11 protein-coding genes are annotated in these 20,606 nt (G+C 40.7%); 6 read left to right on the forward strand and 5 right to left on the reverse strand.

The annotated features are described in order from the left end of the window. Positions 1–23: 23 nt before the first annotated feature. Both NE848_RS06620 and pruA read right to left on the reverse strand, forming a co-directional pair. Positions 24–10,226, reverse strand: coding sequence for an Ig-like domain-containing protein (locus NE848_RS06620; protein WP_252111691.1), 10,203 nt, complete (start codon positions 10,224–10,226; stop codon positions 24–26). A gap of 297 nt (positions 10,227–10,523) precedes the next feature. Continuing rightward, entirely contained in the window at positions 10,524–12,167 is a 1,644-nt protein-coding gene (pruA, locus tag NE848_RS06625) for an L-glutamate gamma-semialdehyde dehydrogenase (protein WP_252111693.1), read from the reverse strand. Between the two features lie 138 nt (positions 12,168–12,305). On the opposite strand from pruA, the gene NE848_RS06630 reads away from it, so the two are divergent. Beyond that, entirely contained in the window at positions 12,306–13,025 is a 720-nt protein-coding gene (locus NE848_RS06630; RefSeq protein ID WP_252111695.1) for an NRDE family protein, read from the forward strand. On the opposite strand, the gene apaG is transcribed toward NE848_RS06630, so the two are convergent. Genes apaG through NE848_RS06645 form a run of 3 tightly spaced genes read right to left on the reverse strand, consistent with a single transcriptional unit; the run spans position 13,010 to position 15,754 of the window. Beyond that, the gene (apaG, locus tag NE848_RS06635) at positions 13,010–13,396 is read right to left on the reverse strand and encodes a Co2+/Mg2+ efflux protein ApaG (RefSeq protein ID WP_252111698.1); all 387 of its coding nucleotides are present in this window, start codon (positions 13,394–13,396) and stop codon (positions 13,010–13,012) included. The genes NE848_RS06630 and apaG overlap by 16 nt on opposite strands. 1 nt (position 13,397) lies before the next feature. Then, positions 13,398–14,486, reverse strand: coding sequence for a DUF3667 domain-containing protein (locus tag NE848_RS06640; protein WP_252111700.1), 1,089 nt, complete (start codon positions 14,484–14,486; stop codon positions 13,398–13,400). Positions 14,487–14,500: 14 nt separating this feature from the next. Further along, complete coding sequence (locus NE848_RS06645; RefSeq protein WP_252111702.1) at positions 14,501–15,754, reverse strand: type IX secretion system plug protein; 1,254 nt, start codon at positions 15,752–15,754, stop codon at positions 14,501–14,503. A 160-nt stretch (positions 15,755–15,914) separates the two neighbouring features. On the opposite strand from NE848_RS06645, the gene NE848_RS06650 reads away from it, so the two are divergent. From NE848_RS06650 to nqrE, 5 genes are read left to right on the forward strand one after another with little or no spacing between them, the layout of a single operon-like run. Further along, positions 15,915–17,258: a Na(+)-translocating NADH-quinone reductase subunit A gene (locus NE848_RS06650; protein ID WP_252111704.1), complete on the forward strand. Its 1,344-nt coding sequence runs from the start codon at positions 15,915–15,917 to the stop codon at positions 17,256–17,258. 14 nt (positions 17,259–17,272) lie between these two features. Further along, complete coding sequence (locus tag NE848_RS06655) at positions 17,273–18,454, forward strand: NADH:ubiquinone reductase (Na(+)-transporting) subunit B (protein WP_252111707.1); 1,182 nt, start codon at positions 17,273–17,275, stop codon at positions 18,452–18,454. 2 nt (positions 18,455–18,456) lie between these two features. Then, positions 18,457–19,200, forward strand: coding sequence for a Na(+)-translocating NADH-quinone reductase subunit C (locus NE848_RS06660; protein ID WP_252111709.1), 744 nt, complete (start codon positions 18,457–18,459; stop codon positions 19,198–19,200). A 2-nt stretch (positions 19,201–19,202) separates the two neighbouring features. Continuing rightward, complete coding sequence (locus NE848_RS06665) at positions 19,203–19,949, forward strand: NADH:ubiquinone reductase (Na(+)-transporting) subunit D (protein ID WP_252111711.1); 747 nt, start codon at positions 19,203–19,205, stop codon at positions 19,947–19,949. 30 nt (positions 19,950–19,979) lie between these two features. After that, positions 19,980–20,594: an NADH:ubiquinone reductase (Na(+)-transporting) subunit E gene (nqrE, locus tag NE848_RS06670; protein WP_252111713.1), complete on the forward strand. Its 615-nt coding sequence runs from the start codon at positions 19,980–19,982 to the stop codon at positions 20,592–20,594. Positions 20,595–20,606 lie beyond the last annotated feature (12 nt).

Raw genomic sequence — 20,606 nt, forward strand, 5'->3', positions numbered from 1 at the left:
TTGTAGGAAATTACCTCAATATTTTATTTTACAATGATCTTTTTATCGCAATATGCATTTTCGCAAAATACTTTTACGATATAGATTCCAGACCTAACAGGTCTCATTCCCAATAAAATTTCTTTTTCGGTTGGAAGCCCGTCAAATTCCTGGATGAGCCTTCCATTCATGTCAAAAATCATCACTCCCGATACCTCCAGTAGATCCTCGTTACTGATCTTAATTTGTCTGCTAAAATGACTGTAACTAACTCCAACCAGACCATCTACCAATGGAAGATCAGTTGGGATTTCAGTTATAGGATCTGGATTAGAGGCCTCCTCTTTCTCATTGAAGAAGACTATCTCAAACCTGTCATTGTTCTTTCCTGGCTCTGCAGTGCTGATATAGGGACTTGTGATTAAATCATGAATTGTATCAAGTTTTTTATCTTTTAAATAGATTGGCTTACCTGCCGTCCAGTTTTCAGTACTGTCCAGCTGAATTGTAAATTCTCCTTCCTCATCAATCTTAACTCCCAGAGGTAATACCTGATCTTCTTCAAAATCGGGGACTGCCTGGATAACATATTCCCGCTCATTAATAATCCAGTACATATCTTCTATATTATTATCTGCCAGGGGAGCATCATAACCTATATCATAACCATTCGTAGTTTTATCATCTTTAGTTACCAGGATTTGCCTGTGAATAGATTTAGGAGATTTAAATTTCAGCCGGATCTTGGCGCGGGAATCTGTGGTTGTAAATTGCGTTCTTTCTTTAGTGGATTGTGTTGCACTTTTAAAATTGTTATCGGCAATCATAAAAGTGGACGGATCCTCACCATTAACTGACACACCTTCTCTTACCCCAATACGTTGACTATTCTGAAATACAACAGGCCCTGATTGAGCAGCATAATTATCGACTTCAGAATTTGTGTCTCCATTGGTTAAGAGGAAGAATCCCTGCGCCACAGGAATATAGCGACTAGGTATTTTTGTGCCAGAGCTATTGTTGTCGTTAATACGAGGATCAAGTGCTACACCAGGAACGCCCCCGGCCAGGGAATATGCAGCATAACCTCCAATATATTCTTCCAAGTAGTGGGTCTGCCCTGCAAAGTGATCCCAGAAATATAATACTCCGTTAAATATATTTTGAGTATTATTTCCGGTTGGAGCTGCTAAATTGTCTAATATGAAACTGTCGGCATCCATTGCGGATGGATAAGGATTTCCCAGTAAATAATTCATGTTAGGATCTATTTGCCGGGTAAAACTGCCATTATGAGGTTTGCCTTTAAAAACATAGTTCTGGGTGTCAGTGACCCCAGCGGTACCTGAAGTACCCTTCATTGTATATCCCTCTCCGGTTTGTATACTTCCGGTATTGTCAACATGTCTCCATTCGCCATAGACATCAGCGGTTCCTCTAAAGCGCCACATCCAATACGTACTTAAAATAATGGGACTTGTCCTTGGTCCATGATCTGCAGCATGATATGTTCCCTGCCAGTTGGGGGTCACCGGATTTGAAGAATCTGTTCCATCCAATAGTATACCTCCAATCGTATAATCTTCATTAACACCACCAACTCCCTGTGGGCTTACCGGGCTACACCAATAATTATAATTATAACTGCTTTGGGTTCCCTGTTGGTCCCTTTCCAGCCAGCCTGCGCTTGCAGGCTCCAGAATACTTTCCTGATCCTGCAGTAATTGAGACTCTCCCACAAGATCCATATTTCCATCCAGAAGTAAGTAATGAGTAACCCTTATGAATTGCCCGGAATTTGTTTCATCTTGAGGTCCTGCCGGATTTGCAATGGTTAATTCTTTGTCTACTGTTTCAGATTTGAGACCTAAAACAGTTATATCCTTGGCCTGAGAAGTTATGTTATGAAAGGTTCTCACAATATTCCAGTCAATAGGATCACCTGTAACGCCATTCGCATTTGGAATATCCCAAACAGTTGGACGTAACCATGTAGTTACATTTGTCCACTGGCCATCTACAGCTGATAAATATGGTAAAGGAGCGGTATTCTTTTGATGAGTCGTCATATTTCTCAGTATTCCTGAAATGGAGTTAATAGCCAAGTCGGGAGTTTCACCATTTTGTGGCATCAATGCGGGATCATATGTAATTGGACTTGCTGCCCCAAGTGGATCGGGTTGGGAAGATATGAGCCTGTAGTAACCCAGTAAGTTATTATAAGTTAAACCTCCGGGAACAGGTATTGGAATTTCAACTCCCATATTTCCTGCATTCTGCAAGTGCTGATTCATCATAAACCTGATCTGGTCCTCTGTCAATTGAGTATCCCATATCCTTAGTTCTTCAATCCAGCCTGAAAAGTAATTGTCAGGCTCTGTGGTATCTCCGTTATACCTGCCACCTATTATAAAGTTGTTTCCTGTTCCAGTAGCACTTCCTGTACCGGCAGTTTTGTCTGTAATTTCAATTCCGTCTATATAAATAGTTGCGCCATTGCTGTTAAAAACAACTGCCAGGTGGTACCATCTTCCATCAGGGCTAATTCCTTTATTAGAAGTAAGGGTCTTACCATAATATTTTAATACAGGTCTATAGTTTGCGTTAAGGAATAATTCATAATTCTCTGTTGAGAAAATAGTAGCCACTTTTCCAGATCCGGGTCCATTTTCTGATTCAGGTCTTACCCAGGCCTCTATCGTTTGTGCTGTTGAATAACTGTCACTAATTACTACATGGTCATCCACCCCGTCAAAATCAAGGGTAGTACAGTTATCTGAATAGAACGAAACATCTTCATATGTGATTGTACATGGATTGTCTTCATCAGGTGTGATTTCCCATCTTAAGGTATAATCTCCCGCCACCGGCGGGTCGAATACGACGTTGGCATCGTTAATAGAGGGTGAAAAATGACTAGGGTCGAATGTATAACCATCGGGCGACTCTATTACTGCCCACGCAAGTGTCGATGAGTCATCGGCCGGGAATTCTGTAATCTCACCCTGAACTCCTCCGGTAAGGGTACCCGTTAACTGGATTTCACTATAACCACAACTTCCTACAACTGCAGTAGCGGTTGTGGTATAACTGTCAAATGCGTAGACGCTGATGGTTTTCCAGTTTTCAACTACAGGGCATTGCTGGCCTGTACTGTCAAAGGTAAGTCTAGTACGTATTTCGAAATCATTCCACCCTATCAGAGTTGGAGTCCATTGCTCAGTATCATTTGTTCCAATTACAACAGGATTTTCAGGGTCAGTATAGTCTGTCCAGGTTAAATCTACATTGGTGGGTTCAACAGGAAGACTAATTGCGTCAACTGCCCATACATCCCCGGGGTTGATTCCCTCGTATCTGAATCTAATTCTCAAATTGTCAAGGCTTTCATATGCAGTTAAATCTAGAACTATCTTATTTTTAGGCCTGGAGCTAACTGTACCATCACCAAAACTTTCATAGTTTCCGCTTGATCCATCCTGCGCATCTGTAGCTTCTAATTCAAATAATATATTTTCTTCATTATAAGTTTCACCTCCATCTGTAGATATCTCTACATAGATGGCGGCTCCTGGAGTGAGGTTATATGCTGTATCAAAAGTGAGAACAGGACTGTCTACAGCAAATAAATTGAAAACAGAAGTTTCGAGAGTGGATGGATTCGGACCTGAAACTATCGCAAAACCTTTGTTTCCTTCATCTCCGGCACTGGAATCCCAGTTTTGGGTGTATAAAGATCCGGTATTAAGATTAGCAGTAGTCAATGGTAAAGGATTCGTTCTAAGCCATATTGCGGCTACCCCGTTATCGGCACTTGAATCAAAATTAGATTCTACCCCATTTTTATCTTTAATCCTCCAGCCTTTGTTGGTAATTGAGGAGTAATCAAAAGCTCCTGCTTCCATTCCTTCACCGGTTCCATAACCTGTACTTCCGCTAAGAGTAACTTCATCCCCTATACATACCACCCCTGGAGTCACTGTTACAGGATTAGGAGCGATGTCTGAGGATACAATACCTAAAGTGGCGCTTTGGGAAATGGCATTAGGGGTACAGGCACCGCTTGATATTTCTACTTCGAAGATGGTAGATTGATTAATACCAAGGCTTCTTATTATATCGGGGCTTAAAGTAGTACCGGTAAAGGTTGAGCCTCCGGCTGTGACCGTAGACCAATCAGTGGCAGAACCTTCTTTATATCTCCAGCCTACTATTTCACCTACCTGACCCGTAAGGCTTAACGGAATATTATAATCCGGTCCAGGGTTCGAACAGGTTTCTACCGTTCTTCCAAAACCATCAAAAGCTAATTCGCCTCCAACCGGTACGGGATCTAGGTTTATACTCCATTCGTTTGAAAAAACTTCATCACAAACACCATTGGTAACTACAACCCGATAAGAGGTAGGCTCAGTTAATCCGCTAAATTGATGATTTGCATCAGGCGTATCTTCATTTATCGCAGTCCACGTAGTTGAAGATTCGGGTTTATATTCCCACCTGGTTATTGTGCCTGAATATCCTGTTAAATTTAAATCACCTGTAGGATTGCTAAAGCATACGCTTTCTGGTCCGTCTAAAGTACCTGCAATGGGTTGAGGATCTACATTTATGGTAATTTCTTCCGTGTTTACACATCCCTTGCCACTGGTAGCTGTTACAGTATAAGTAGTGGTTTCTGTAGGGCTGAAGTTTTGTGCTGGCCCGGTTAAAGCAGATCCCGTATTACCGGTCCAGTCCCAGCTGTAAGTAGTGGAGGAATCGCTATCATTCGCATCTGAAGCCGTCAATGTTATTTCATCCCCTTCGCAAATAGTATCGTTTCCGGAATTAGTGATACTTATATTCGGAAGATCATTAATGCTAACAATAATTTGTACTCTATCACTTTCGCATGTGGTGATGTTGTTTGTTTGACTTACCCAGTAATTTATAGTTCCTGCCGCAGTGGTTTGAGGCGTGGGAGCAGAATCTAAGGGTGTGGAACTGGTTTCAGAATCGTACCATACAATTGTATGGTCGGAACTTGCGGTTGCGCTTAGGGCAGAGGCAGTTGCTCCCAGGCAATACTCTACATTCAGTTCTTCTGAAGTAAGTGGAGGAGTAACAGGAAGATCGTGAACTGTAACGACGATTTGAGCCTGCTGACTTTCACAATAAGCGTCTTTTTGAGTTACGAAATAAGAAGTGCTCCCCACAACATCCGTGGCAGGTGTAGGAGTTTCGCTTAATTCATTACCCAGGCTATCATACCAGGTTAAAATGGCTCCTTCTTCTGCCGTGGCGGTTAAAGCTTCTGCAGTATCTCCAATACAATATTCTATTGGGGTGGAGACAATTGGAGCATTTGGTAATGGATCAACGTCCAGATTGAATGAATTGGATATAGCTTCCGGACAGGTAAAGTTATTTGCACTTCCATCTATTCTAACCGCATAGGATGCCTGATCGGCAGAGGTAATATTATTTATGGTTAGAATTCCCTCATAAACCTTTTTGCCTTGTAAACCTGGGTCGTTTGCAAGTTCTTCTGAAGTGGGGTCTCTTTCGATAAGGCTGGGTTGCATATTGCTTTGGTTAGCCGGATCTACCGGAGTGCCATCTGCATATATCCATTCAAAGGTGAGAGGGTCTCCATAGGCGTGTGCCACAAATTTAAAATCCACACTTGCATTGGTATTATCACATACTCTTACGTCTTCTGCGGGTTCTATAATTTTGATATCCTCATCTACATTTAAAGTTACCGTCTCAGACTGAACCTGAGTACTTTCAGTTGGAGTACATGCATTTGTTCCTCCTACCATTACATAATAGTCACCTGCATCCTCTGAAGTGGCTACAGGCAGAGTTAGTGTAGCCGAGGTAGCTCCTGTTATTGGACCTCCATCTTTGTACCATTGGTAAGTTAAGCCGTCGCCGGTTGCGGAAACCGAAAACTCTGCATCATTAGTAGAACAAATACCCAGGTTAGAAGGTTGTGAGGTGATTAGGACTTCCTCATAAATAGAAATACCCAGTGTGGTTACTTCCTCTTCACATCCTCCATAGGCGGGAATGGTATAAGAAATAGTATACTCTCCGGCGGTTTCATTGCGGGGAGTAAATTCCCCGGTTGTAGCATCTATATTTATACCATTAGAAGTAAATATACCTCCAGTATATACACCGGTTCCAGTAAGCTGAGGTGTGTAAGACTTGTTATCGGCTGTACAGAATTCTGTTTGATTATCAGTAAATGATAAACTCACGTCTGGATTTGCTGCTACTGTAATTATTGCTGATGGCAATGGTGCTGCAAAACTTTTCGAACATGTTGGGTCATCAGGATAAGCCACCGATATAAGTTCATAGGTGAAATCTGTATCTGAATTATTTGTAGCATATAAAATGCCGGTATCTAAAGTGGCTGCTCCATTTGAATCCAGTGAAATGGTCTGTGGATTAGTATTGTTGTTATTAAGAATATAGGTAACAACCGCATTGGCCGTACCATTGGAGAAGTAGATCTCGGCACTGCTACCTTCACAGATCTGGGCATCACCGCTAATTTCAACTGTAGGAGTTTCTCTAACAACTACACTGGCAGCTTCTGAGATAGTAGTAGCACATTCATAATCAGCAGGCCCGCTGATTTCCACGTAATAGTCTCCGGAATCCCCTGGAGTTACATTATTAAGTGGGAGACTGCTCGAATTTGCTCCGGAAATAGCGCTGCCAGAACCGGTAGTTCCTTTGAACCATTGATAGGAATAGGTATTGTCAATGGGAGATCCACCTACTGTAGCTACCACGTCTATGGAGGTTGATCCGTTTTCGCATAAAGTTATTGATGCTGGCTGAGTATCTATTACAATGTCCTGGTCAACCGTCAAAGCAACGGAGGTTGAACTTACTGATGAGCAGGGAGAAATCCCGCTTACTACAACAATATAATTTCCGGCATCAGACGTGTTGACTCCACTGAGGTTTAAGATCGAATTAGTTTCGCCGGCAACTTCGTTTCCCTGGCTGGCAGTTTCTTTATACCATTGGTAACTTAAACCATCTCCTGTAGCGCTAACTTCGAATTGGGCATCAGAGCCCTCACAGACACGAATGGCTTGTGGCTGGGTGGTGATATTTACCTGCTCATAAATTGTAACATCTGTGGTTACAGGAACATCTGAACAGCCACCACTTCCTGTAATAGTGTAAGTGACAGTATAAGTTCCCGGACTTACGTTCTGAGGAATGAAAGAACCATCTGTGCTTATTTTGGTTCCAAGGTCACCGGTTGCTGAGAAGGTTCCTGTCTCCCAGCTTCCAATACCATTAGAATAAGTGACTGTTGCAGGTCCGGTTTCGGAATTACACTGCTCGGCATAGCTTATATCCACTGATGGAACTGGATTAACAATAATAGTTGATGATCCCGATATAGTTTTTGAACAATTGGGTGCTGCAGTATATTGCACACTTACCAAGGAATATGTGGTATCCGAACTAAGATTCGCAGTGGTTATTGTTTGGCTACCTGAATCTCCTATCTGGATAGTCTGGTTACTCCCGGACCCAATCTTATAGGTAACTGTGGTGTTAGGTGTAGCCGTAAATGTAACTTCAGCAGTCTGTCCGTCACAAACCTCAGTTGTCGCCGAAATTGAAGCAGTGGGATCGGGTCTGAAATTAATAATCATTTCATCTTCTCCCGGGTCACAAGCTCCTACGGGGGCTTCTGTGTTGATAGTAATTACTACCTGGGATAAATTGTTAATATCAGCCTGGCTGGGAGTGTATGTGATGCTGAAGTTACCTACCTTTCCATTCGGAACACTACTGAATGTACCTGAACCGGAAGTGGAAGGGAATATTTTTAGTTTACTTCCGTTAAAGTCAACATTACCGCTAATGGTAATTGGGCTTATCTGTTTACAAACAGTCTTATCTTCTCCTGCATTGGTCACTACATAATCAGATAGGGTAATATTATCATAGCTTTGAGCTGTGCTATTTCCACAAATATTTACAGCCTCAACATATATAGATTCGTTAGTAGCATAATCTGCACTGGCAGTTACTGTAACTGTAATAGCCTCGGTGCCTTCTCCGCTTGTTATTTCCCAACCTGTTGGGAGTATCCAGTTATAAGTGTCAGCTCCTGTAACGGGGTCTATATTAAAGGTTATTCCTTCTGCCGGGGGACAAATAGGGGTGTTACTGGTTCCATCCCATAAGCTGGAACTTATATTTCCCGGTTGAGGTGGAACATCATCAATACTTTCTATTGCAAGGACAATAGTGGAACTTTGTCCACAGTCATTTTCAGCATATACACTAATGTTACCATTGGTTGTTCCTGCTGATACCGTAATTGAGTTGCTTCCCTGTCCTGTATCAATATTCCAGCCTGAAGGGACTGTCCAGGTATAGGAAGTAGCATACTGGATGCTTGGAATTGAATATATAAGACCAGTTGCATTATGACATACGCTGGTTTCCCCTGTAATGGTTTCACTTCCTGTAATTGGAGCAGGATCTTTCACAAAGACATCATATGTGGCCGTTACACTACCACAGTCATTACTTGATCCTGTGAACTGCACCTGTCCGTCATTTCCTATTTGCCCGGCGGTTACGGTAATCTGGTTGGTTCCGCTTCCGGCTGTAATACCCCAGCCTGAAGGAACCTGCCAGCTGTATGTATCAATTTTAGTATCTGTTGGGACGCTAAATATTATTCCCGTTTCTCCGGGACAAAAATTTGCTGAGCCATTAGTTTCGGTGATAGCCGTTGCATCCGGAGTACCATTATCAACGCTAATAGTTTTAGACGAAGCGGTACTTGATCCGCATTCATTTTTGGCAATCACTTCCAGGATTTGATCTCCAACCGTAGTAGAATTAAAGATAAAACTTGTGCCTGTTATTCCGTCTGCTGTATTTCCATCCAGTATCCATTCATAACTGTCTGCATACTGTACATCAGCGATACTATAAACAGCATCTACCCCGGGACAAACCAGGGCATCGCCAGATATGCTTGCAGGCTGGCCTGGTGTAGGTTCATTAATTGAAAGGCTGGTTGAGGATTCATCGCTATCAAGACAGTCGTTTGTTGAGTAAACGCTTACTGTTCCATTTTGTCCATAGTTGCCAGCGGTCACGGTAATCTGGTTGCTACCCTGCCCATTAGTGATGGTCCATCCGGAAGGAACCGTCCAGGTATAGGAATTTACATTTGGATCGTTGGTTACCGATAAAGTGATTTCATCCCCTTCGCAAATGAGACCGGGATCTGAAATTGCACTAGGAATTGTAGGTTTGCCTGGCCCGACATTTACACTTAAGCTGGCGTCTGAACTCTCCCCACAATCGTTGACAGCTCTAACCTTAATTATTTTATTATTTCCTACTGCTCCAGTGTTAACATCAATACTGGTAGAAGTACTTGATCCGGTCCATCCTGAAGGAAGAGTCCAGATATAAGAGGTCGCTCTGTCTACAGGAGCTATGGAGAAAGTTGATCCGGATGTGTTCGGACATATTTCGGAAGGTCCGGTTATAGCTCCAGGCTGAACTGGGATAGCGTCTTTTACTGAAATATTGATAATATTACTTTCAACGGTATTATTTGCATCGGCATCTCCATCTATAGCACAGGCTTTGTTAGATGTCATTAATAGCTGGATGCTGTCTCCATCATTGAACTGATCCCATGAAAAGCTTGATGAGGTACCTCGTTCTGTACCATTAACTGTCCAGCTATATCCAGGGTTGCTTCCCTGGTTTGAGAGAGAGGCGGTAAAATTTATTGTTTCATTTGGGCAAATCTCTGTTTTGTTAGAAGATATTGAGGCGGTAGCAGTTACCACCTGGTTTACGGTTATGGTTTGAGATGTATTACTGTAATATATTTCTTCATTTCCACCCTGACAGAAAATAATACTAAGTCGGAATCTGGAATTGTTCTGAACGTTTGAATAATTGTTTAAAATTGCTGAATTTGCTCCTGGTAGATCGGTCCAGGATCCTGAGCCCACCTGTACCTGCCATTTATATTTCTCACTGGTTCCTCCATCGAGATCTACAGTGGAAGTGAAAGAGATAGTTTCGTCTGAACATATATTACTTGATCCCTGGAGGCTAATAGAAGCCGTAGCAGAAGTATTTGGTCCTGTAGCGCACTGAGCATTAGCTTTAAATGCATTAAAGCCAGTCGTGGTGAAGATTATGTAGACTACTAAAAAAAGTAATTTTTTCCCCATAGTTGCCAGGTTTAAATAATACAATAGTCATGTAGGGGTAGAATGGTGGGGGCTAAAAAAATTGTTGGGGCAATAATTTTGGCTAAGACATATAAACTGTTGGGGAGTAATGAATTAGCAGATAAATTTAAATGAAAAAACCGAATAAACGCTAAATTTTCGCTGAAAAACAGGATTACTCGGTGAAATTGTAGGAAAATTCTATAAACTAATTTATGAGGCTGATTATTAGTGTATAACAAAAAAACCGCCGGATATCCGGCGGTTTTTTTGTTAATTAAGTAGGATTCCTACATTTTATTCACCCAAAAAAGGATAACGATAGTCTGTTGCAGGAACAAATGTTTCCTTGATCAATCTTACCGAAATCCATCTCATTAGGTTCATTTTAGATCCGGCTTTATCATTTGTACCACTGGACCTTGCTCCTCCAAAGGGCTGCTGACCTACAACTGCACCTGTTGGTTTATCGTTGATATAGAAATTACCTGCAGCATTTTGTAGCAGATCGGTTGCCTGCGCAGCAGCATAACGGTCGCCAGATAAAATCGCACCCGTTAATGCATAAATGCTTGTGTTATCTACAGTTTCGCAAATATCTGCCCACTTCTTCTCATTAAAGTTCTTATCGTCATAAACATAGATAGTAACTACCGGTCCAAAAAGTTCGGTTTCCATGGTAGTATAATGAGGATCTGTAGTTAGAATAACTGTTGGCTCTATAAAGTAACCCTTGGATTTATCATAATTTCCTCCAACTACGATCTCAGCATTTTTATCTTTTTTGGCCTTGTCAATATAGCTGGCAAGTTTGTCGAAAGCACCTTCGTGGATAACTGCATTGATGAAATTACCCATATCTTCTGGCGATCCCATTTTGAAGGACTTAACATCCTCTACGACGAAATCCTTGATCTGTGGCCAAAGACTTTTTGGAAGATAAACCCTTGATGCGGCACTACACTTTTGTCCCTGGTATTCGAATGCACCACGTGAAATAGCTGTAGCAACCTGTTTAGGGTTAGCAGTTGGATGCGCAAGGATGAAGTCCTTACCACCTGTCTCTCCTACAATTCTAGGGTAGGATTTATATTTTCTAATGTTCTTTCCAATCTTCTCCCAGATACCTTTGAATACATCTGTACTTCCTGTAAAATGAATTCCGGCAAAATCAGGGCTTGCCAGAACCGTATCGGTTACCATTTCAGGATCTCCGTTTACCATATTGATAACTCCGTCAGGAACGCCAGCTTCTTTGAAAACTTCCATAAGAACCTGAGCTGATAGCATCTGGCTGTCACTAGGTTTCCATACTGTTACATTTCCCATAAGGGCTGCACTTGATGGCAGGTTTCCGGCAATAGCTGTAAAGTTGAAAGGTGTAATGGCATATACGAAGCCTTCAAGCGGCCTGTATTCTACACGATTCCAGTTGCCGTCTGAAGAAATTGGCTGTTCATTGTATAGTTCACTCATGAACTCTACATTGAATCGCAAAAAGTCACAGATTTCTGCAGCAGAATCGATCTCAGCCTGATAAATGTTCTTTGACTGACCAATCATGGTCGCGGCGTTCATCTTTTGTCTGTAAGGTCCTGAGATTAAATCGGCAGCTTTTAGAAAAATAGCAGCACGTTGTTCCCATTCTAGCTTTGCCCATTTTTTTCTGGCTTCCAAAGCTTCTTCAATGGCTTTTTCTACATGCTTTTTCTTTGCAAGATGGTAGGTTCCGGCTACATGTTTATGATCGTGTGGAGGGTTGATAGTTTTTGTGTCTCCGGTCTTTATTTGTTCAGATCCAATATAAAGAGGAACTTCAGTATTGGCATTCCAAAGATCTTTGTAAGTAAGTAAAACTTCTTCTCTTTCTGGGGTTCCCGGTGCGTAACTTTTAACTGGTTCGTTAACGGCTACGGGAACGTGAAAAAATCCTTTTCCCATAATATAAAATTTGCTTTTTTCGTTTGTTTTTAATTCCGCTAAAGGTAAAAAAATTAAGTGGTTTTGAATAACAAGCTAGACCTCTTCACGAAAGCTTAACTTTTTTCGTAATTTTCCTTAAAATTTTGACCTTTATTCATGTGTACCATCACTTTAATACCCCATCCTGACTCGCTGAATGGTTTTGTTTTAACATCTAACAGAGATGAGTCTGTAAGTAGAATTTCATTACCGCCCCAAATGGAAGTCTACAGATCTAATAAATTATACTTTCCTAAGGATAAAAAGGCAGGGGGGACCTGGGTAGGTGTGAGCGATAATTTAAGATGTGTCTGTCTCATGAATGGAGCTGAAAAGCCTCATATAAGAGAAAGTAATTATCGACAGAGCAGGGGAGTGGTTGTAAAGGAATTCCTGGCGGCAAAAAAGTTAAAAAAGATTTTGAAGGAATACGATCTGGATAATATAGAACCTTTTACTATGATAATAGTAGACTGGTATAATGGTTTGGTTTTTAATGAGCTTATCTGGGATGGTAAGGAAAGAAAGATTTCCAAACTTCCTATAAAGGAGCATATCTGGTCTTCTTCTCCTCTTTACACTGAAGAAATGAAAAGTTTACGTAAAGAATGGTTTGATGAACTTAAACAATCCAAAGGCTTTTCAGCTGAATCTCTACTGGATTTTCATCAGAATGCCGGCGAGGGGAATAAGGAATCTGATCTTATTATAGATCGTGGTTTTTTGAAAACACAGAGCATTACCCAGGTGCATAATACCCGAAACGGAATCAAATTCTGGTATAAGGATCTTATACGTAATGAAATTACCGAGGAATATATTCAGTTCAGCGCATAAGGAGCACTCAATTTAAATGAAGGGATCTTTACTTTGAAATTACGTGTAGAAGTGAAATTTATCATATTGTAGTGACCGCTCATTGCTCCAAAAGGGCCGGTAAGAAGACATCCACTTTGATATGTATGGGATTCCCCCGGTTTTAGCACTGGTTTTTTTCCAATAACTCCTTCTCCTGATACAGTTTCTGTTTCATTCAAGGCATCTTTGATCTTCCAGAAACGGGACTTTAATTGCACCCAGTCGTTACTTTGATTTTCAATGGTTATCTGGTAGCCAAAGGCAAAATGCATCCTGTAGTTCTTATAGAACATTCCTTCAAAGTGGGTTTCCACTGAAATCTTAATGCCTCTCGTAACTTGTTGAATCATATTAGTATATGGAAAAAGATGCGAGCAAAGATAATATTGCAGCTATTATCGCTAAAATAAAAAATATCAGGTTTAGTAGTATAAATTTTAGAATGGTTTTAACACGGCCCTGCCCATAAAAATTTCGCATTCCTTTATATAGATAGAACAGAAATATAAAATTGGCAGCAGTAACGGCCCAGTTCCCTCCTACTATCATTTCAATAAGTAAAGCGATTCCATATAATACAAAGAACATGGTTTGAATATGGAACGCAAAGATGAGATGTTCCATATAATTGAAAGAGCGGCGTAAATATAAAAGCCATATAAATAAGGCAAAAACAGGGAGATAGAAGAAGATTATAAACGGGAGCTTGCTCACGAAATAATCAAAGAACAATCCTGGATTATCCCTGAAGGTTCCGGCGTCAACCGCTTTTTTATAAAGCCAGTGATTGTATCCCGAATGTTCGTGATGTAAACTGTCCATTGCTCTCTCGGGATTACGGATTTCGGTTTCGTCCTGGAAGGCATAATAGAGGTCTATCTTTTTTCCCAATGCGCTATATGCGCTCATGGTATCAATTTCTTCTTGAGACACATATTTATCTTTATATGTCTTTGGAGTAGTGTCTATTTTGATGCTATCCAGGCCTACTTTAGGAGAGGTTACTATCTTATTTATGGAATCAAGCCCGGCCTGGGGAGGGGTCGGAATAATAACTCCGGGCTGCTGATTAAGATTGTCCCTGTTCAAATCGTTTAGTTCGTTTCCAAAATTGAAGGTGATCCCAAAAAGTAAAAAGAAAAGGATCGAGGCGCTCAGGTAGAAACGGAAAGGATTCGCATAATGCATTCGCCTTCCGTTTATATAATCCTTGGAGATTTTTCCGGGCTTAAAAAGCAGGACTCGAAGTGTTCGCTGAAATCTTGAATCATAAGCAAATACCCCCGAAAAGAATTCTGTAAAAAGATCATTGAAACTTAATTTCTTGGTGCTGTTCATCTGTCCGCACCTTGAGCAAAACCGGTCGGTAAGTTTCAGGGGATGACCGCAATTAAGACATTCGTCACCCCTGTATTTCATTAAAGAACGTTTGATCTTCATTCTTTTGATATAAGTTAGTTGGTAATAGTTCTTGAATTAGCCGCTCCTGCACCTATCAATCTGTCGTAGCGAGCCCCGGGATTATGATAGTAAACAAGGATAATATAGACATTTTCGGTCTCATCAAAATTTCCGCTTATAAAGCCCTCATTAAGGCTGCCGTCCTTATTTAAAAGTACATATTTATAATTATAGAATCCCTGCTTGAATAAACGAGCTGTTTCATAATAGCCGGTTGCCTCATTATATTTCATCAGGGTGCTTTTATCAAGTTCAAAATTATTGAAGCCTCCATAGAGATGTATTTCTGCTTTGTCTATAGGGTCATAATTTTTTAGCCGGAAGTGTATCCAGACATATTCGGCCTCAATATCAGAATTCTGCGCCTGGATGTTCCTCACTACAAAGCCCCCGTTAATATCGGGATTGTAGGTGTAAGGCTCATCACTCCTGGTGAAATCTGTAAACAGGAAGTGGTGATATAATTCATCCATTTCTACAGCAGCTATATCTGCCGATGTAGACCTCAGGTCTTTATTATCGAATTGAAAAAATTCGTTTCCACCCCAAAAAGATGATTCTGTATCGTACCTGTAGATAAGTTCATTCCCGATGGTGTATTGTGGTTTTAGATCATTTATAGCCAGTTTTAGATTATAATTCTGAATGACACTAACTTTTACATTTTGCTCGGGATTCTTTAATAATAGGTCTGGAGAATTTATGCTGAAATTTACTGTTTGTTTTTCATCTATATATTTAATCTCTCTCGAACGTTTTACTTTGGCACTCACCTGAGCTATAGGTTCATAAACCATAAATTTTCGGGAAAAAACCAGTTCACGATTAGAATTAAAAATACTTATAAGATAGTTTCCTGAAACCTTTAATGCCTTTACATTATTATTGGGAATTGCTAATTCATAATGTGTATAAGGTTGCAGGGTGTTATAGGCATTTGTGTACTGGGTTATTCTTACATCATCAAACCCATCGATATATTCATTTTTTGTGAGCTGGCTGGGTGTCCAGTCAAAATTGAAATGCTGAATTGTATAATAATAATCTGCTTCGTCTCCAATAACATCATCAAAACTTAAGCTAAGTCTACCTCCAAGTCTTACGATGGGGTTGCCCGAATTTTCATTTGAGTCACCGTTAAAAATAACCGTCCTTATAAAAGTTGGAGGAGGGGTTTCTTCGATAGCTTGAGCAAAGATCGAGGGAGTTGCAACTCCTAAAAACAAGAATAATATAAAAGCTCTCATATAATGTATAATGAACAAAGTTAGAAGAATTATGCTTTTTTTGTGAATTTATTTTAACAGTTACCCTCCGTAAAATTCTTACAATTGTTGGGATAAATGGAGTGAAAATTCATAAATTTGCACGACTTTAAACTAAAAATTTTAACATACACTCCATCCTATGTCAAAAGACATTCGAATTAAAAGAGGATTGACTCTGCGATTAGAAGGGGAGGCGGAAAAAGAGCTGATCAAGGCTCCAAGATCTAAAACTTACGCGATCAAACCGCCAGATTTTCACACTGTAGTACCGAAAATGGTTGTAAAAGAAGGAGCAAAGCTTCTTGCCGGTGATGAAATTTTCTATTCAAAATATACAGATCAAATTCGCTTCACTACACCTGTTAGCGGTGTGCTAAAAGAAATTAAACGAGGAGATAAAAGGAGAATTCTGGAAGTTATTATCGAAGCAGATCCTGAAAATGTTTACCGTGATTTCGGTAAAATGGATGCGGCGAAAGCCGATGCTAAAGATGTAAAAGAAAGGATTCTTGAAAGTGGTTGTGGTGCTTTTATTTACCAGCGACCTTATGATATAGTTGCAGATCCGGCAGATACGCCAAAGGCGATCTTTATTTCTGCAGCAACTACCGCTCCTCTAGCCGCAGATAAAGGTTTTATAATTAAAGATAAAATTGAAGCTTTCCAGGAAGGGATCAATGCGCTAAGAAAACTAACCCCAGGGAAAGTTCATTTATGTGTTGACGATTCTTCTGCTGAATACCTGAAAAATATCCAGGGGGTAGAGCTTCATCATGTTAAAGGTCCTCATCCGGCGGGCAATGTTGGTATTCAAATCCATAAGATCGATCCGATTAATAGGGGAGAGCGTGTATGGACTGTTGGAGTAGAGGATGTTGCCATAATTGGTAATGTATTCCTTACTGGGGAATACAGAGCAGAGCGAACCATTGCTGTTACTGGAAGTGAGGCGGAAAATCGTAAATATTTCCAGGCGATTATCGGAGCCAATGTAGCTGATTTTATCGGAGAGGTTTCAGACAGTGTTCGTATTATTTCTGGTGATGTTCTAACCGGGACACAGCTTTCTAATGGTCAGCATATTTGTTTCCATGATAACGAAGTGACCATGATCCCTGAAGGTGACAACTACAGGTTATTTGGTTGGTTGCCTTTTACCTATAATAACATACATTCAAATTCAAGAACATCTCTTTCCTGGTTATTCCCTAATAAAAAGTACACACCTACCACAAACCTTAACGGTGAGGAGCGTGCTTTGGTTGTGACTGGTGAAATGGAAGAGGTTCTGCCAATGGATGTTTATCCTATGCAGCTTATAAAAGCCTGTATGGCTGGGAATATCGAAAAAATGGAGAATCTCGGAATCTACGAGGTGGCTCCTGAAGATTTCGCATTGGTAGAATACGTTAATACTTCAAAACTGGAGATTCAGGAAGTTATTAGACTAGGTTTGGACTTAATGATCACCGAAGTAGGTTAAAAAGCTGAAGAACTATGGAATGGATTAGACAAAGATTAGATAAAATAAAGCAACCTTTTCAGAAGGGAAGAAAATATGAAAAGTTCGCTCCGGCCATCAACGCCTTGGATACTTTCTTATTTACTCCTAATCATACTACTAAAAAAGGTGCACATATTCGAGATGCCGTAGATCTTAAAAGAACCATGATCACTGTAGTACTCGCTCTGGTTCCTGCCCTTATTTTTGGAATGTGGAACGGAGGTTACCAGTATTACACTCAGCTTGGAGAGTCTTTTACTTTCTGGGATGCGATTGGACATGGAGCCTTAAAGATTATACCTATGATCGCTGTTTCTTACGCGGTGGGTCTGGGAATAGAATTCGCATTTGCGATTTTCAGGGGTCATGAGGTGAATGAAGGTTACCTGGTAACGGGACTTCTTATACCCATGATCATGCCTATAGATATTCCACTTTGGATGGTGGCTTTATCTGTGGTTTTTGCAGTGCTTATCGGAAAAGAGGCTTTTGGAGGTACTGGAATGAATATTCTTAACCCTGCACTTACAGCACGTGCATTTGCATTCTTCGCATATCCTACCTATATGTCTGGTAACACGGTATGGGTGAGCAATGCGTCTGAAGTAGATGCAGTTTCAGGGGAGACCATTCTGGGTAAACTGGCTGCAGGAAACGAGGTGGGTTATTCAGCAATGGATATGTTCAATGGGGTAATTCCGGGATCGATAGCCGAAACCTCTGTAATATGCATCCTGGCAGGAGCCCTGCTACTTGTGCTTACTAAGGTGGGGAGCTGGAGGATCATGCTTAGCGCTATTCTTGGTGCGGCTGCAATGGGACTTATCTTCAATGCACTACCTTCGATGGGGCTTGAAGGAAATGATCTTACCAATTTCCCTTGGTACCTTCATTTAGTAGTGGGTGGACTTGCCTTTGGTATCGTGTTTATGGCAACCGATCCTGTATCTGCGGCTCAAACCATGAAAGGTAAATGGATCTATGGGTTTTTGATAGGTTTCTTCTCGATAATGATACGTGTATTCAACCCTGCATATCCTGAAGGAGTGATGCTTGCGATCTTATTGATGAACGTATTTGCGCCGACAATTGATCATTATGTGATTGAGGCTAATGTGAAAAGAAGAAAGAAAAGACTTGAAAAAGCTAATACTCAGGTAGAAACAGCAGTTTAGTTATGGAAGAGAAATCAGTAAACAAAACGAACAGTAACGGTTATACATTCATGTTTGCCGTCATTATGGTAATTGTGGTGGCTTCGGTGCTTGCATTTGCTGCTACCTCACTGCAACCTACCCAACGTGAGAACGTTCGTAAAGAAAAGATGCAAAACATCCTTGCCACCGTTGGTATAGAAACCGATCGCGATGGAGCGCAGGAGTTATATGATAAATATATTGTAGAAGAATTGGCTTTAGACCAGAATGGTGAGGCTGATGAATCTATAAACGCATTTGAGGTAGATCTTGCCAAGGAGTTGAAAAAACCAGTGGAAGAACAGGTTTTTCCGCTTTATGTAGCTGAAGTGGAGGGAGAGAAGTACTACGTAGTACCTCTTAGAGGAAACGGGCTGTGGAATGCCATCTTCGGTTATATCTCTCTCAAGGATGATGTGAATACCGTTAAAGGTGCAACCTTTGATCACCTTGGAGAAACTCCTGGTCTTGGTGCCGAAATTACCAAAGAATGGTTCAAGGAATCTTTTGAAGAAGAAAAGATATTTGATGAAAACGGAAATCTTGTAGGAGTATCGGTTGTCAAAGGTAATATCGATGCGTCTGATAAGAATGATAATAAGGTTGATGCTATCTCTGGTGCGACAATTACTGGTGATGGAGTTTCAAATATGATTTCAGAGAGATTGAAAAGGTATCTGCCTTACTTCAAGAAACAAGGAGAAATTAAAGTAGCAATAAATTAATTATGGCTAAAGAGAAAAAATACAACTCTGCAAAAGAGGAAGAAAAGAAGCAGGAGATGATCCTTTTTCTTTCAGATTCTGAAGAAAAAGAGAGCTTTCTTTCTAAGGCGAACAGAAAGTTATTATCAGATCCTTTAGATGACAATAACCCTATTACAGTACAGGTTTTAGGTATCTGTTCTGCGCTTGCGATTACGGTTCAGCTTGAGCCGGCAGTGGTTATGGCAATAGCGGTAATGGCAGTAATGGCTTTTAGTAACATGATAATTTCCATGTTGCGGAATATGATCCCGAGTCGTATCAGGATCATCGTTCAGCTGGTTGTTGTGGCATCGCTGGTAATTTTGGTAGACCAGATCCTGAAGGCTTACGCTTATGATGTGAGTAAACAGCTTTCGGTTTTCATCGGGCTTATCATTACTAACTGTATAGTGATGGGACGTCTTGAAGCTTTTGCTCTTGGTAACGGTGTTTACAAATCTTTCCTTGACGGAATCGGGAATGCTGCCGGTTACGGTTTGATCCTCATTATCGTTGCTTTCTTCAGAGAACTTTTAGGTTCCGGAAAATTATTCGGATTTGAGGTTCTTGGTCACCAGGGAGCGACATTAGCTGAATCTACCGGGCTTTATGCTCTGGGTTATGAAAATAACGGTTTAATGCTCTTATCTCCAATGGCACTTATTGTAGTAGGTGTTATCATCTGGGTGCAGCGTTCAAGAAACCGTAAACTAATCGAAGAAAACTAACAGCTTCACGGCTAAAAAGTATATTAAGAAATGGAATTAGTTAATCTATTTGTTAGAAGTATATTCATAGAGAATATGATATTCGCCTATTTCCTGGGAATGTGTTCCTACCTGGCGGTATCAAAAACTGTAAAGACAGCTGTTGGTTTAGGTGCTGCGGTGATTTTCGTACTTGCGATCACTGTACCAATTAACTTTTTACTGGACAATTATTTGTTGAAGCCAGGAGCCTTAAGCTGGCTTGGTGCAGAATATGCCAATATTGACCTTAGCTTCCTTAGTTTTATCATGTTTATTGCAGTTATTGCATCTATGGTTCAGCTGGTAGAAATGGTTGTGGAAAAATTCGCACCGGCATTATATGGTGCACTGGGAATATTCCTTCCGCTTATTGCAGTAAACTGTGCCATCCTGGGTGGTTCTCTTTTCATGCAACAGAAGGATTTCGGAGGAATATCAGAAGCCATAACATATGGTCTTGGTAGTGGAATTGGATGGTTCCTTGCTATTCTTGCGATCGCTGCCATTAGAGAAAAAATTGCATACTCAAATGTTCCTGCACCTTTAAAAGGTCTTGGTATTACCTTTATCATTACCGGATTGATGGCGCTTGGATTTATGAGTTTTATGGGAATTAAATTATAATCGAAAAGAAGG

Source organism: Gramella jeungdoensis (genome assembly GCF_023805255.1).
In the GTDB taxonomy this organism is placed as follows: Bacteria; Bacteroidota; Bacteroidia; order Flavobacteriales; family Flavobacteriaceae; genus Christiangramia; species Christiangramia jeungdoensis.

Coding starts and splice junctions, on each gene's coding strand:
- NE848_RS06620 (WP_252111691.1), bottom strand. CDS start 10,226: ATGGGGAAAAAATTACTTTTTTTAGTAGTCTACATAATCTTCACCACG.
- NE848_RS06660 (WP_252111709.1), top strand. CDS start 18,457: ATGGAAGAGAAATCAGTAAACAAAACGAACAGTAACGGTTATACATTC.
- NE848_RS06650 (WP_252111704.1), top strand. CDS start 15,915: ATGTCAAAAGACATTCGAATTAAAAGAGGATTGACTCTGCGATTAGAA.
- NE848_RS06630 (WP_252111695.1), top strand. CDS start 12,306: ATGTGTACCATCACTTTAATACCCCATCCTGACTCGCTGAATGGTTTT.
- pruA (WP_252111693.1), bottom strand. CDS start 12,167: ATGGGAAAAGGATTTTTTCACGTTCCCGTAGCCGTTAACGAACCAGTT.
- NE848_RS06640 (WP_252111700.1), bottom strand. CDS start 14,486: ATGAAGATCAAACGTTCTTTAATGAAATACAGGGGTGACGAATGTCTT.
- NE848_RS06645 (WP_252111702.1), bottom strand. CDS start 15,754: ATGAGAGCTTTTATATTATTCTTGTTTTTAGGAGTTGCAACTCCCTCG.
- NE848_RS06665 (WP_252111711.1), top strand. CDS start 19,203: ATGGCTAAAGAGAAAAAATACAACTCTGCAAAAGAGGAAGAAAAGAAG.
- apaG (WP_252111698.1), bottom strand. CDS start 13,396: ATGATTCAACAAGTTACGAGAGGCATTAAGATTTCAGTGGAAACCCAC.
- NE848_RS06655 (WP_252111707.1), top strand. CDS start 17,273: ATGGAATGGATTAGACAAAGATTAGATAAAATAAAGCAACCTTTTCAG.
- nqrE (WP_252111713.1), top strand. CDS start 19,980: ATGGAATTAGTTAATCTATTTGTTAGAAGTATATTCATAGAGAATATG.